Annotated in this window: 10 protein-coding genes; 3 read left to right on the forward strand and 7 right to left on the reverse strand. The window is 55.0% G+C overall.

Annotated elements, in window-relative coordinates; all coding sequences use genetic code 11:
• Nucleotides 1-86 precede the first annotated feature (86 nt).
• The gene (locus tag N5098_RS14945; protein ID WP_267638692.1) at nt 87-1,853 is read left to right on the forward strand and encodes a macro domain-containing protein; all 1,767 of its coding nucleotides are present in this window, start codon (nt 87-89) and stop codon (nt 1,851-1,853) included.
• A 145-nt stretch (nt 1,854-1,998) separates the two neighbouring features.
• Here the strand turns inward: N5098_RS14945 and N5098_RS14950 are convergent, their stop codons facing one another.
• The 7 genes from N5098_RS14950 to N5098_RS14980 form a co-directional block, all read right to left on the reverse strand.
• On the reverse strand, nt 1,999-4,512 hold the full coding sequence (locus tag N5098_RS14950) for a phospholipase D-like domain-containing protein (protein ID WP_267638693.1): 2,514 nt from the start codon (nt 4,510-4,512) through the stop codon (nt 1,999-2,001).
• A complete protein-coding gene (locus N5098_RS14955; protein WP_267638694.1) occupies nt 4,509-6,416 on the reverse strand; it encodes a hypothetical protein in 1,908 nt (635 codons plus the stop codon). Before N5098_RS14955 ends, N5098_RS14950 begins: the two co-directional genes overlap by 4 nt.
• Nucleotides 6,417-6,547: 131 nt before the next feature.
• Entirely contained in the window at nt 6,548-7,492 is a 945-nt protein-coding gene (locus N5098_RS14960) for a hypothetical protein (RefSeq protein WP_267638695.1), read from the reverse strand.
• 387 nt (nt 7,493-7,879) lie between these two features.
• Nucleotides 7,880-8,923, reverse strand: a complete 1,044-nt coding sequence (locus tag N5098_RS14965) for an HNH endonuclease (RefSeq protein ID WP_267638696.1) — start codon at nt 8,921-8,923, stop codon at nt 7,880-7,882.
• Nucleotides 8,924-9,079: 156 nt separating this feature from the next.
• Entirely contained in the window at nt 9,080-9,595 is a 516-nt protein-coding gene (locus N5098_RS14970; RefSeq protein ID WP_267638697.1) for a DUF8154 family protein, read from the reverse strand.
• Entirely contained in the window at nt 9,588-10,280 is a 693-nt protein-coding gene (locus N5098_RS14975; RefSeq protein ID WP_267638698.1) for a nucleotidyltransferase domain-containing protein, read from the reverse strand. Before N5098_RS14975 ends, N5098_RS14970 begins: the two co-directional genes overlap by 8 nt.
• A 100-nt stretch (nt 10,281-10,380) precedes the next feature.
• Complete coding sequence (locus tag N5098_RS14980) at nt 10,381-11,304, reverse strand: hypothetical protein (protein ID WP_267638699.1); 924 nt, start codon at nt 11,302-11,304, stop codon at nt 10,381-10,383.
• Nucleotides 11,305-11,741: 437 nt separating this feature from the next.
• Between N5098_RS14980 and N5098_RS14985 the strand changes: the two genes are divergently transcribed.
• Both N5098_RS14985 and N5098_RS14990 read left to right on the forward strand, forming a co-directional pair.
• Nucleotides 11,742-12,533 (forward strand): ABC transporter ATP-binding protein, encoded by a 792-nt coding sequence (locus tag N5098_RS14985; protein WP_267638700.1) that lies wholly within the window; start codon nt 11,742-11,744, stop codon nt 12,531-12,533.
• Nucleotides 12,534-12,537: 4 nt separating this feature from the next.
• Complete coding sequence (locus N5098_RS14990; RefSeq protein WP_267638701.1) at nt 12,538-14,277, forward strand: hypothetical protein; 1,740 nt, start codon at nt 12,538-12,540, stop codon at nt 14,275-14,277.
• Nucleotides 14,278-14,416: the final 139 nt, after the last annotated feature.

Here is a 14,416-nt window from a genome sequence, read left to right on the forward strand (position 1 = left end):
CTCTCATCTCAGGAACGTCATCGGTTTTGATTTATTAGGCAACTATGGGTCAACAGAAATATCACGGCACCTACGGATTATCAGATATGGCCCGACTCTATCGATATGCGTCTTCAAACGACAAAAGCGGATATTTTCTACGAGGATGGACGCCAAATACCGGAAATACAACAATTCAGGTGACGAAAGTTGCTTCAGACATCTTTGATTGGCTCAATCTTCAACCTGAAGACCAGATTCCAAACGACCTTCTATATGCTATGCTGGATACAGGGTTAGTTTATACCGACTCGGGAGGGTCTCAGCAGAATGAATATTCGGTAGATGTACAGCGAATCGAAAATTCCCTTTCTGAGACTCAGTTTCAGCGTCTGATCGGGTTCTTGAAATCGTTCGATGACGATGCACCGAGTTCAGTACGTCAATTAGCTTCCGCTCTTGGAGCAAAATCGCGCCAAGTTGTAGGTGAGTCCATCCCTGATACTGCGAAGTATCCCACAACAACAGATAGTTCGCGTACGAAAACAGCGGAACTAGAATCGATAGTCAACCGTGTTTTCCGGGATCGTGATGGCCTCCCTGATCTCCACGAACACACTATATCGACGATAAAACAAGTACCAGGATCCGTTCTTCTGGAGGATATTGATGCGTTACCCAATGGTGAGCCGTTAGTTCAGGCAATGGCATCGTATCCTGGGACAGTGCGACGAGTTTCAACCTCGGATACCGGAATTCACTACTCCACACCGGCTCCAAGTCCTCAATCTACCGATCAGTTCGCTCCGATTGGGAACTGCCGTGTGAGTGATCGATCTACTCCAGAGTCAACTGAGATTCAAGTTAGTATGGTGTTCTCATTATCTGATCCATACAAACTTAGAACAGGTCAATCGGAGGATGACTTCGTTTCGTACGTCTGGGAGGTTATCGATGGTAAGGTAACGAAGTTCAACATCCACGCGTTCACATCTGACACTGACTCAGAGGACGCCGAACAGAAGGTCAGAAACTTAGAATCCTTCTTTTTTGATGTGCTTGAATTATTCACAGAGCACCATCCGAGGCTAAGTAGCTCCATTCTTTCCCATTTCGACTATGGCGAGACCAACCCCGAAATAATGGATTCTTCTGCGTCAGAGATAGAGTCAGGATATATTACAAACATCCTCCAGCATCAGTCCAAATTCGGATTCATTCGAAGTTCTAAATACGATCAGAATGTTTTCTTCCACGAATCAGAGCTCCAAGATCATATTGACAAGTACAGTATTGGGGATTATGTTCGCTTCAAGATCCAGGAGACTGAAAAGGGATTGCAAGCAAATGATCTTGAACACGTCTCTCCTCCAGACACAGAACCGTCCCCACCGCGACTCCTATTCACGCAAGATAACCTGATCAAACTAGACGTAGACTGTATTGTTCTACCTCAACAGGCGAGTCCAAAGCTCAAAGGTAACCTTGGTAAATCAGCGAAAGCGGTGGGTGGAATGATGTTGGAAAAAGATGCAGCAGCCTATCAACCGATGGTCCCCGGAAGCATCTTTGTGACCGATGGTCGCCTGTTAAATGCAGACGTCGTGATTCATGCGGTGACAGCTGATGGAAACTCCACCTTGGATGAACACGGAATCGAAGATATGTATCAATCCGTATTTGAAGCGGCGAAGAGCTTGGATGTGTCCTCCATCGCAATGCCCCTAATGGGAACGGAACACTGCCACCTTTCAATTGATAGCTCCGTACAGACGTTGATAGATTCCACGTGGAGTGGTCTCGGCTTATCTGAAACGAGAGTAGCTATTCCGTCTGAAGAAGCGTATTCCATAGCAGTCGGAAAAGAAGTATAATACCAATAATCCGTTTCGCCTTCGGATGTTCTGACTGACTCACGACCGACTCTTGGAGGGTCTATATGAAACACTCACTATTATCAGAGATGCCTGTCACACACGACTGGGGTCTCCGGCAGAGTTACCCAAGCTAGTGGCGCTATCACTGGGTTGCTAAGGATTTGATGTCGTCGAGTTCTTTTTTGATAGTCACGGTCAGCATTAGTGAACTCATGAGGTCGTAGGTGACGAGTGCGTCTTCGGCTTGAATCACGTATCCTGCTACTGTCGAGATATCTTCCTGCGACGTGTCTGGGTGCGGTGTTGCTCCGTTGAAGAATGCATCTTGGTTCGCAAATCGTTGAATGAGAAGATAGAGCAGTAGTGCTTGAATCCCGCGGCCAGATAGTTCGATTTCGCTGTCGTCGTCACCGAGCTCAACTGTGAGATTGCTGAGAAGCGTGTTCACTTGCTCAATGAGTGGTGTTCCCATCATGAGATGCTGTCCGATGTATGGGTGTGTGTCTATGAAGACAGAGACGAGGTGGCTGGCAAGCCTGTTTTGTGAGCGGAAGACGGTGTAGTCTGAGTGGTGTTCGAATTCGAGGACGATGCCCGGGTGTAGGAAGAGGATCTCGCAGAGTGATTGCCACGTTGGCTCGTTTACGATGGGTTGGTCACGATGCCCGAATAAGAGTTCCTGTACATCCGGGTTCTGCTCAGCTTGATCGATTATCCCGTTCACCTGCTGAACTACCTGTGGCAGTGCTGTAAGCCACGCGTTGATCTCGGATTCGCACGCTTCGAATAGGTCCTCCGTGTCGATGCGGTCCGTGTCGAGGTGGCCGAGTCGGTCGAGTGCAAAACACAGTTCAATTGTTTCCCAGAACGTCTGGGCGTGGTCAGTAAACGCGTCGAGAGTCGCCGGTTCTGGTCGGTCCGTGATTGTTAGCGCGGCCAGTGCTTGTTCACGATGATAGGACAGGTGGTCCTCGACAAGTGAGTGTAGCGACGGCAGCGATCGATCCCCTTCGGTGATCTTTGGCGGCGGGCGTTCACCGTCCGGGTCGTTCTGTGAACGTGTGTCTGTCTGGGGGCTGTCGTCGCTTGTTTGCGTTGCTCGTTTCTGTAATTCGGACAGCGCGATATCGAAGACGTTAACGGCTGCAGTGTCCGGGTTCTGCAGCACTTCGCGCAATAATGTGTTCGAACTCTGGGTGCCGGCACTCCGCGTGATCTCTCGGTACTCACGGTAATATGCCTGCATCTCTTCGACGATGCGCCGTGGATTACTGGTTGCCCCAGCGACTGTGACGGTAACGACTGCGCCGGTCCACTGTTCACGCTCAGCTGCTGTGAGCCGGAGTGTCACCTCCTGTGAGCTCTCATCAGTGGAGATTCCGACCGTTTTCTCAGCTCCGGTGTCTGTGTGGACCTTGATCTCCTCGTCGTTCGACAATTCGGCGACAGTCAAAATGAGCTCGGATTTACCCTCAGAGCCAGGCTGAGTGACTCGTGCATCCTCTAACCGAACCCCTCCTTCCTCGACTGGGGTGCCTGTTTCCCAGTCTTCGTAGCTTGCCGACCGGAGGTCCAGTTCCGCTGGATTAGCGACTGGGTCAGACACGGTGAACTGGAATGCTGATGAGTCAAAGACTGACTTCTCTAGTGTTTCGTCATCGGTTTCCTGGGCGATGGTCACTAAGCCAGCTTCGACGTTTCCGTGTGATGCCGACGCTGTCAGCGCGGTACTGGTCATGTTCGGACTGCCATAGAGACATGCCTGACCCCATTCGCCGTCGAGTACCATGAATTTCGCATGCACCCATCGAGTTGTTCGGTCCGTCTGTAGTCGGCGCACAGAATACTCGAATGGCGAAAGCGTCTCGGCTAACTCGTCTACAGCGAGGGCAGTGCTTTCCGGTTCAACCAGTAATTCGAGATGACCGGCATCGAGTCGCTCTGCAAGGTCACGAAGTACAGTCGGCGATCCGAAATACGGCGCGTATAATCGGGCTCGGTCAATTTCACGAGCACCGTGTTCTGTCACTCGGTTCAGCAGTTTCGTTACGATCGGGTCGTCGAGGTTTGACACAAACCACGTCTTCCGGTTGGCCTCATCGACAGCAGACTCCTCTATGTCGTCGAGCCATGCGAGTGTCTCCGCTGTTTCGGTGATGTAGGTGCGGGCGTCTTGCCCGGTGATGAAATCCTCGTATTCGAGCAATTCGGTGTAAAAATCACGGATGGATTTCGCAACGAAGTACGAATCGCCAAGCTGCGCTGTCTCCTCTTCAGAGGTTGGTTTTTGAAAGCCGTCTGCGAACCCGATCTGGGCGGCCTTACAGTACTCTTCGAGCGTGAGATTTGCAGAACTCACCGAGTAGAATACGCTTCGTTCTGACGCGAACAGATTCACTTTCGGGTGAAATACTCCTGATGACTGGACTGGCTCCAACAGGTAGTCCGTTCCAATCGGGGCTTCGCGCCAATCAGCACTCGTGATTTCCTGATCGTACCTGTTGCCGTCAACAAGGACGAGTGGCAACTCGCAATTCCGGCGTTGTAACCGCGGCCGTACGTAGCTACTGTAGAACTGTGGATCGAACGGATACGTTGTTTGAATCGCTTGCTGGATACTCCACCCACGGCCATCCAGCACATCCAAGAGATTCATACGCCGTCCACCTCAACGAGTCGTGACAATACGTCTGAAGCCGCTGGGGTCGGCGCGTACCCCTCTTCAGTCGTTGTCAGAAGCCCGGCATCGCGGAGCAGCGTATTCATCTCACTAAAACGGATGAGTGATGACCGTGCGGTAAACGGTCGGGATCCGCGTTCAACATCCGCTTCCAGACACAGCCGTTCGTCCTGATCGAAAGATAAGGCGCGTTTGAGATTCCCCGGACTCAATCGACTGTAAAACACTTTCAGATGGGTCTGCACCACTTTTTCGTGCAGCACCGTCCGTGCGAACTCACCCAACGGTAGTTCCTCGTCAGTAGCTTCGACGAACCGAGTTAACTCTGAGAGCGAGGTATACGGCGAGTCGAACCGGTTGTACGCATAATTGTACAGCCACTCACGGTCTGGTTTCACCTGTTTGAACCGAGCGACAACCAGCAAGAGTAGTGCAACTGACCGAGCTAAACTCGTCGTCCAGGCTTCCAATTGGGCTTGCTCGTTATCAATTCCGTCGTGGAGTTGATTCAGTGACGAACGAAGTGATTGCCCCAACAGGACCTCATTCAAGTGAGTCTCATCAGCTACAGGCGGGTCTGCCTCCCACCCTCTGGACACGAAAGATTCAATGTCTGCCATTGCTTCGCCGACCGTCACTGTCTCAGCGGCGGTGTCCTCAGACACAGTAATGGACAGGCCATTCCGTTCAGCCACGCCGTACAGCATCAAATCACGTACTGCGTTGGCTGGGGCAGTCGTCTCTTCACTCTGTGTCGTTGAAACACCGCTGGCCACTGCTGAAAATGCTGCAGACATACCGGGATCGTCTGTCACCGCAGCCAGTAGTGTCTCGTAGTCCGCTCGCGGCGGTATGCGCGAATTTAAGAATGAACACGCGGCTTCCAATTGCCCTTCGATAGCGAGTCCTGCATAACTCTGCAACCAGTACAACCGCATCAATTCTCGATATTGATTGAACTGCTTCGCATCACTCGCAGTCAAGTGCAGCTGATTGGCGTCATCAGCGGTATACAATTGCCAGAACCGACACAGGAAACACGCATGGGCTGATCGCATCTCGTGAAACCCGCGGAAATACCGTTGATACAGCGAACTTGCCCCGGCCTCTTCGAACTCACCTTCTTCTATCGTCGTTTTCAGATGCTCAAGAACATCTAATTCAAGATTCTCGGGAAACCCATCTGCCAATTGGACTGTCCCTGATTGCTTGTCGCCATCCCAGGTCACGAACCCGAGCATGAGCTGTTGTAGTGCTCGCCGCTCTGTTTCGAAATCATCCTCCAAGTACACTGACTGATTCGCAAAGTCCCGCGCAATCGCCTCAAGATCACTGCGTTCGGCCCGTCCGTTGCGTGCGCACGCAAGAATTCGGTCCCGTTCGTCACCAACGGTTCGATCAACGATCTCTGCGAGTTCGCGTCCAGCTCCAGTCAAATCGAAATCGCCTCGTTTCAACAGATAATTCTGCAGTTGATTCTGGTAGAACTGAGCGTACGCGTAGCCATCATTCTTGAGTAGCTCTAACTCGTTGAGATCAATCTCCTCAAACTCCTCGCGGTCAAAGTTGAACTGGGAGTTCCCGTCCATCCCGCGGAGCGCTTCTCCGTCTTGATCTGTTTCTAACTGCTGGTACCGGCTAGCAAGACAGAACACCTTCTCGACGTTTTTCACCCGCTGATATCGATTGTCTGCATCTGCATCCAGTTCCTCTAATGCCCAACAGAAAATTGACAGGTATCGAAGTCGGAGCGTGATCGATGTAATTGAACCATGGGCGAACAGATTCCGAAATCGATTCCGTGACCGGTTCGCATTTAACGGATCCGCGGGCATTCCCCGTTCATCAATCTTCGCGCTCCAGCGGGGCTCAATCGGCATATGCTATTCTATATAATCTGGAAAGAAATATTTTCGGAGCGATTTTTGTGGGGCATTGGAACAGTGCGCAGTAGTTCACAGATGTGTCTCTCTGTGAAATATGAGCGCTGCTGTGGCGTGGAAGCCCGACGTTAGTCTATTTGACGAGTGGGGAGCGGTTTCTCGCGTTCGAGTACGTCACGCATGTGGTCGTCTGCGGCACTAAGTCCTTCTTTCAGTGGGACTCCGTCCATCCCGGTGATGGTGTCTGAGGCGTACAGCGTGATGCGATGGTTCTCATGCGGTCCGGATGGGTCCTCGTCGAAGTGGAGGTCGTACCGGTGGTCGTGGTAGGTGATGGCGTCGGTTTCCGTGACGATGTCCGGTAATTCCTCGTGTGCGGCTGTGTGTGCGGTGATGTGGAGGGCCCCGGTTTCGAGGCTCTGACGCTGGATCGCAAGTTGCGCGACGTTGTCCTGAGCACGAGCATCGAGGTAGTCACGCGCGAAGTCTTCGAGTGATCGTCGCGTTTCGGTTTCGTTGAGGAGGCGCGTAGTGACGTCGTTGAGTGTGTCCTCGTTGGACTGGCACCGGCTCTGGAGCTGGTGGGCTGTCTGCGAGTCAAGCCACACCATCTTCGGACTGCTCAGGGCGTCTTCCCGGTTGGGGAAGGTAACTGCTCCGAGGATTTCCTTCGCTTGTTCGACTTTTTGTTTTGCAGCCGCGTAGTGTTCCTGCACCTCTTCACTCGTAGCCGGGATGCACATCTTAAGCTGCTCATCATTGTTCCAGCCGCCGCTGAACCCAGCACCAGGAGTGGAGAGGATGAGCGTTGCTGCGTCTTCGGTGAGGAAGTAGTTGTCTTCGTCAACAGTTTCGAGGAGGACCCACACCTCGGCTTCGCGTCGGGTAAATGTCGTGTCGGCGGCGAGGGATTCGAGGTGTTCTTCGACTTGGCTGCGCAGGACTTGACCGAGTTCCTGCACGTCACTCATTGAGATGCCGCCAGGATACTTGCCCTGCTCAGTCCAATGGTCGGCTATGCTGTTTAGCTGTGCTCGCTCTGTCTGTTCGTCTACGTTGGTGTTTCGTACCATTGTTTGTGATTCTGTGGATGGTACCGTCCGAGTTGCTGTGTCGTCGCGGATTGGCGCTTGGCTCTGTATGAGCGCAGGTAAGATCGATTACCCCGCCGTTTTGCCCTACGTTATCGTCAACTTCGAACGGCAACCATTCTATGTGGGGCATCGGTATAAACGTCAGTAAATTAGAGCTCCTAGGGCGTCTATAGTACCTACAAACGCATCTAAGGCGTTATTTCCCCATCTCAATCCCGGCGCATGGTGACGGTTTTACAGATTCCATTGTTATTGGCCAATCCGTTAGAGCAAGTACCAACTTCATCTGCATGTTGCCTCCCGGATCGATTCTCCCGGACAAGGACTCTAATCTCTGAAGTAGCTACAGAGCCAAGATACGCGGTACTATAACCATGAGAGGCCAGTATTGAGTTCCTCTAGAAACGACGGTTGCACTTGTGCGCCGGGTGGGAATGCGAGTTGTTCGCCGTCTCGGTTGAGGATGGTTTCGCGGAGGAACGGGTGTGCTGGGTCGAATGAGGGGCTTGCTTGGATTCGATAGTCACTGTCGATGGTGAACAGCGCGGCGTCGAATGCGCGGTGGTGCAGCGAGTTCAACACGAGGACGTTGTCCGGATGTTCTGCGAGTTCAGGGCGTTGACTCCGTGGAAGGATGTGCGCGAGATCTAGCAGATCATCTTCTTGAATGCCGGTCAGGGTACACTCGTGGTCGTAACGGTCGAGTGCGTCTGCACGGAAGCCCTCACTCACGGTGATTTCGGACGTTTCATAACGGCGAATCCCGCCGCTCGAATCGAGAGGTTCGCCAGTCGGCCACTGGACAACCTCTCCGGTCTGAACCCAGTGCTGCCAGATGTCCGGTGCTGCGCTGTCGTCATTCTGCAGGGCACGCTCGTGCAGCCACGTGACGGGGATAGAGTTGGTGTTGAGGATCGAGAAGCGGAACTGGTAGTTCGGGACCTGCGTCCCGTCATCGGCCTGGTACGCGTGAACTTCGAAATGGTCGGGAACGCAGAGCCCACAGAACTCGACAACGCCCGATTCGGGTTTGCGGAAGACGAGGACTGGCGGGACGTCTTCACGCCGACTGGCCGCGGCGTTGTCGAAGGCGGCTTTGATTTTCTGATTCTGCGCGGAGTCATCGTAGGGGTTCGAGGCCTTTGCGTCGCCCCAGTAGCTGATGTAGCCGGCGTTGACGGCGAGCGTGTCCTCCCACGGGTCGTCGTGCTGGGAGATGCCGCTGTCGTTCGAGACGAGTACGAGCGCTGCAGGCGTATCAGACCGATCCGCACCGAGATCGCGGATCCCACCGGTGTTTTTGATACCGCTGTCAAGCGGGCCGCGGATCCACCGCAGGAACTGGTCGTCCGAATTGCGGTAACTCCCAGTGTCACGGTAGTGTTGTCCGACCCGAAACGCGTGTTGCATGATACCGCGGCATTACGTCTGTCAGCCAATAAATACCTGCGTGACACTTGAAAGATCGCTCAAGATGTGATTCGTGGGACTTGCGATAATCGCGTTTGGCATTGCTGGCCTCCCCGGTTTACTTTCTGTAGTCGGCTGGATGTGAACCAAGGTCCGTCAATCCAGAGAGTTGCAGACGCAGACCCCGCCTTCCCGGATCTGGTCGGTGACGTACTCGTGGACGCTTTGGGCGAGTTGCTGCATCGTCGCTGCTTGGCGTTCTGTTGGACGCCGGCCGCCGTAGTAACTGTCTGTGCGGTTGGTGTCGTACAACTGCCGAAGTTCACGCGTTGTTGTGTCGGAGAGGAGGCCGAGGGCGGTTGCGCGGTCGTAACAGGTGGTGTGGTCGTGAAAGTCTTCGAGGTCATCGCCGCCTTCGGCTAAGGCGTAGGCTTCGACTGAGCGTTCGGTCGCACCGAAGCATAACTCGATTGTCGCGGTGTAGAAGCCTTGATCGGAGAGTGTATCGACTGCCGCCAACAGCCGGCATGCTTTCGTCAGCTGGGTTTTCCAGTCGGCGTCGGAATTAATTGCGTCTTCGCGCGTCGGGACGCCGTATCCTTCTTCGTTGAATGCGTCGATGGCTGCGGAGAGCGCTTCCGTGATCGTTTGTGGGTCGGAGTCTCTACTCATCGAGGTCACCGTGGAAAACCATCTGTCGAACAGTCTCGAATTTCTCTGAGTCGTAGACGACGAGGCCATCGCCGAGTACGTCGTGAAGCTCGTCAGTGTAATTCGGGACAGCTGGCAGCGATTCGATGTCGATTTCGTATGCGTACCGGCCGGTGTCAAATTCCTGGTCTTCGAGGTCTTGTCGAACGCGGTTCGCGGTTCGCTGATTCGCCATTCGGTCGTCTTCAACGAGGACCCACAGGTCGATGTCACTCCGTCGGTCAGCGTCGCCGCGCGCGACACTCCCGTACAGGATGATTCCGACTACATTGTCGAGTTGTTCGACTAGCTTATCGATAGCTGTACGGACTGGCGTGTGGAATTCGGCCTGCGGGATGTGCAGAACTGGATCGTCTGGCCGGGAGAGCCGCCCGGAGTTGATTTGGACTAACCGTGCGTTCCCGTCGCGCCGGTCGGTAACGAGGTCGTTGGCGACTAAGATATCGACGGCCTTGGTGATGGTCGGCTGGGAGTAATCTACTGCGTCAGTCAGTTCGGTGATGGAGAATTCATCGGTATGATACCGGGTTAAAAAGGAGAGAATGTCGTGGACGGCCTGACTTTTGAAGATATTCGCGTCGTGTACGGGGATATCAAGCGATATCGTCACTCCGTTTCCCCTGTCAGTATTCGATCTGTTTTCCATACAAAACCGTTCTGACGGCTAGGTACTTAAACTTCATAGGTAGCACTACATTCTACTTATATAGGGTGTGATGGAGATGCAACGTTCGACCTCACCACCGTCAGTTCCACAGTCGTTCTAGGAAGTCCCGGAAAATCCGTATGTCCTGTACGAAGTGATACCCGACGTAGACGAGGTACGCGACGACCAGCACCGCGAGTGGCACGTAGAACTCGAACCAGAGGCTGACAGCAACGGCAAGGAGACCCACAGCAACGAGTCCTTTCCGCAGGGTCTGCTGGCGGAGCCAGTGTCGATGCCTCTCGAACCCGGCGTCAGAGAGTAAGAGAGGTGTGTTGCTGGTGCCGCGAAGGATTGGCTCGCCTTGCTCGACGTGTACCTTGCCGGTGACACTCACCGGTGTTCCTTCGAGCAACGGTCGTGCTTCCAGTAAGTAGCGGTCAGGATCGATATCGTTGTTGTGCCGCTGGACGTAGCCGATGAACTCTCGGAACGAGCGGTGTTCTATCCGGTCACGGAGATAGGTGTACCACCGGTCCCAGAGGTACGTCGAGAACCGTTCTGTGTTCGTGATGCCGCCAAGGGTCACCTCGGTGAGTGGCTCACTGTCGGTTTTGTCACGGAGCCACGACGGATCGATGCGAACAGTCTGACCGTCGGCGGTGACGCCGAAGTGACCCCATTCGATGCCGGAGGCGAACGTGTGCCAGTGCTGGCGTTCCCAGCCCCATTCATCGATTGTGAGGTCGCTGTTCGTGTTGTCCGGAAGGCGAGCTCGCCAGAGATACGCGCCGACTGCTTCGTCCGCGTTTTCAACAGCGGCGTCACCACTCTCGACCGGCTGTTCAACCTCGATCTCACCCGTAAGAGCGACTGTTGCTCCGTCAACAATCTCTGACGGCCCGTCCGTGTCATCTGAGGGGAGAGACCGAAACACCAGGAGTGCTGTGAGTGCTCGATACCCGTAAACTAGCGCGATTGCTCCGAGGATGGCAATCGCTATGAGGACAATCGTCGGAGGCATATATTGGAGGGGGCGGTAATTCCCAGCACGGTCTATGTGACCGTATTGTCTCAAAGATTGTTATTTTTATGAGATTGGTTGCTGCCGGGTGAACCGCCTCGGGGTCAAGCCCCGAGGCACTCGGCCTGCCCCGCCCGTAGAGTTCTCGTAGAGAGCCTTCACACCGGAATGGTGAGTGGTGAATACAGTACTATGTCTGGATGATACGGTGAGGGAATGATTCCCTCAAATGGGGTTTGAATGGGCGAGACCAGTGGACAGCTAGGTTCACCGGTACTTTTAACAAGCGGTGTAAAATACTCTTTACTGTAAAGGAGTGTTTACACCACGATGCTTGACCGACCACGAATGCCGCCATACCTCGAATCGCGTCCCCACACCAGCCTGTCGCCCTCCACCAACGACCAGAACACACCGATACCGAGAGTGATCGAATCATGACCGACCACGCGATCATCGCGGACGGACTTACGAAACAGTACGATACCGAACACGCCGTTGACGACCTTTCCCTCTCGATCCCAGCGGGAACCGTCTACGGATTCCTCGGTCCGAACGGGGCCGGGAAAACGACAACAATGCGAATGCTTGTCGCACTTACCGAACCGACAGCCGGTACTGCACAAATTGCTGGCGTTCCGATTACAGATCGCGCCCGCCTCACGCAGCGAATCGGGTACCTCCCAGCGGAACCACCAGTCTTCGACGAATTAACCGCCTGGGAACAACTCCGTCACGTCGCACGTCTCCACGGTATCCCCGACGACGAGGCTGACAGCCGGATCGAAACGCTGCTCGATCGCTTCAGTCTGCTCGCTGACGCCGACAAACGCATCGAATCCTACTCTACTGGGATGACCAAGAAAGTCGGTATCATCGCAGCGTTGTTTCACGACCCGGACGTGGTGTTCCTGGACGAACCGACGAGTGGACTCGATCCCCGTGCCGCACGCACTGTTCGGGACACGATCGCTGACCTCGTCACCCGCGAGATGACGGTTTTCCTATCGACGCACATTCTCCCGATTGTCGATGAGCTCGCGGACACCATCGGCGTCATCAACGACGGGACACTCGTCGCAGAAGCCCCGCCCTCGGAACTCAAATCCCAGGCAGATGAGTCACCTGATCTCGAAACCGCCTTCCTAGAGGTCACTGCCGAACGGGACACCTCGAATTCTGGACAATCACAGCTGACCGACAGCGGTGCCATCAGCTCCGAGGGGTAGCCATATGTCCGAGGAATCCACGAGTCTTTCAGAACCGTCGTCATCGACACCAGCTAGCACCGGCAGCCTCGGATCGCGTCAGCATACCTCGTTCACGGGCGTTGTCCCGTCGCCAAGTCAGAGCTGGGAGATCGCCCGAATCGAGTTACTTCGTGGCTACCGGTGGGTGAGACATCAGGACTTCTGGCTTGTCTTCACTGCCCTCATTGGTCTTATGAGTGCGTTCTTCCTCGTACAAACATTCGACGCTGCCCGATCTGTCGGGTCGGCGCTCGCTGCTGGCGAGGCACTTCCAGCGTGGCTTGTGACTGCGACGAGTGTCCTCTGGGTGTTCCTGACGATCCTGCTCGTTGGTGACGGGTTCGGGAGCAACGGCGACCTCGATAATGACGGGCAGTATCTTACGATTTGCCCGGCAGCTGACGTCGTCGGGGGGCTGTTGCTCGCAGCCGCCGCCAAGTTCTCGGTGTACACGATCGGACTTGGGCTTGCTGCTGGCGCAGGACTGGTCGCTGGGACCGGCTCGCTCCTCCCGCTGCTGGGCATCACCGCCGCAGCGGTCGGCATCCCAGCCACGGCCGCAGCAATCGGCTACCCGATCGCGTTCGCGCTCAAAGGATTCGTTCGTCGCTCGGAAAACCTCGGGCAACTCACGACCGTTCTTGGCGTCGTGCTCGGCCTTGCGTACGTCACACTTTCTGTCACCGGCGAGTTGTTGACTGTCGTTGAGCGACTGGAGCCAGTCTTACAGTCCCCGCCGGTCGCGTGGTTCGGACACCTCGCGCTTGTGACGACACCGAACGCCGGAATCAATCTGACCGGCCCGCTTGTCCTGCTCGGACTCGTGCCAGTTCTCGTTATTGGCGGAACGGTGCTTGCGGTTCCAGCGGCTCGATACGCGTGGCTGGCTGATACTGCTCGGACGAGTGCTGATGAGGGGGCGGAACTGCCGTCCGCGCCGGATTCGCGTGTCGATGCGGTACTTGCCGTTGTGTGCCGAGCGCCCGCGACGCGGGGCATCGCTAGTACGACGCTTCGTCGAGCGGTCCGCTCGCCGTTCCAGTTCGTGTTCGTTGCGCCGCCGCTGGTGGCCGCGATTGTCTTCATTGAGGGGGCTGTGACCACAGGTTCGGTTCCCTGGTACGTGCCGTGGTTCGTCGTGTGGTACGGTGCGTGGGCTGCCGGGGCGGTGTTGCCGTTGAATCCGCTGGGGAATCAGGGTTCGACACTTCCGACGCTGCTGACGGCTCCGGCACGCGGCCGACATGTCGTTCACGGAAACGTCACCGCGGCAGCACTCGTCGGTGTCCCGCTGACAGCTGTGGTGGCACTCGCTGCAGGCTATCTCGCTGGCAGTTCTCCGCCTGTGTTGGGTGCGCTCGGAGCTGCGAGTGTCGTCGCAGTCACTGGAAGTGCGGTGGTGGCGACCGGCATCGGATCTATGTTCCCACGTTTTGACGCGGTTAGTTTCGATGGGTCCCGACGAGCGGTGCCGCCAAGCAAACGCGCATACAGTCTCTTTTCGGCGACGTTGAGTCTGATCGTCATCGCTGGTGCGTTCGTCGCTGATGAGACTGCGCGCGCGGTTGGTGCAGTACTCCTCTCACGGTGGCTGCCTTTCGGACTCGACATCGGTGTCGAAACGCTGGCAATCCTCAGCGGAATTGTACTCGTTGGTGGTGTTGTCGGTATCGCTGCCGCGTATCGGGTTGCGATTCACCGCATTGAGGACTATCAAATCTAGCGAGGTCTGTCTGATGAAACTCTCAGCGAGCGCGCGCGGGGTCATTGACTTCCAGCAAAGGTGGATAGCCGTTGACACCGGTGGTTTTATTATTAGCGGTGTAAAGAACTCTTTACTGTAAAGCAGACTTTACGGAAAG

The organism is Halovenus rubra, assembly GCF_026586665.1.
Taxonomy (GTDB): Archaea; Halobacteriota; Halobacteria; order Halobacteriales; family Haloarculaceae; genus Halovenus; species Halovenus rubra.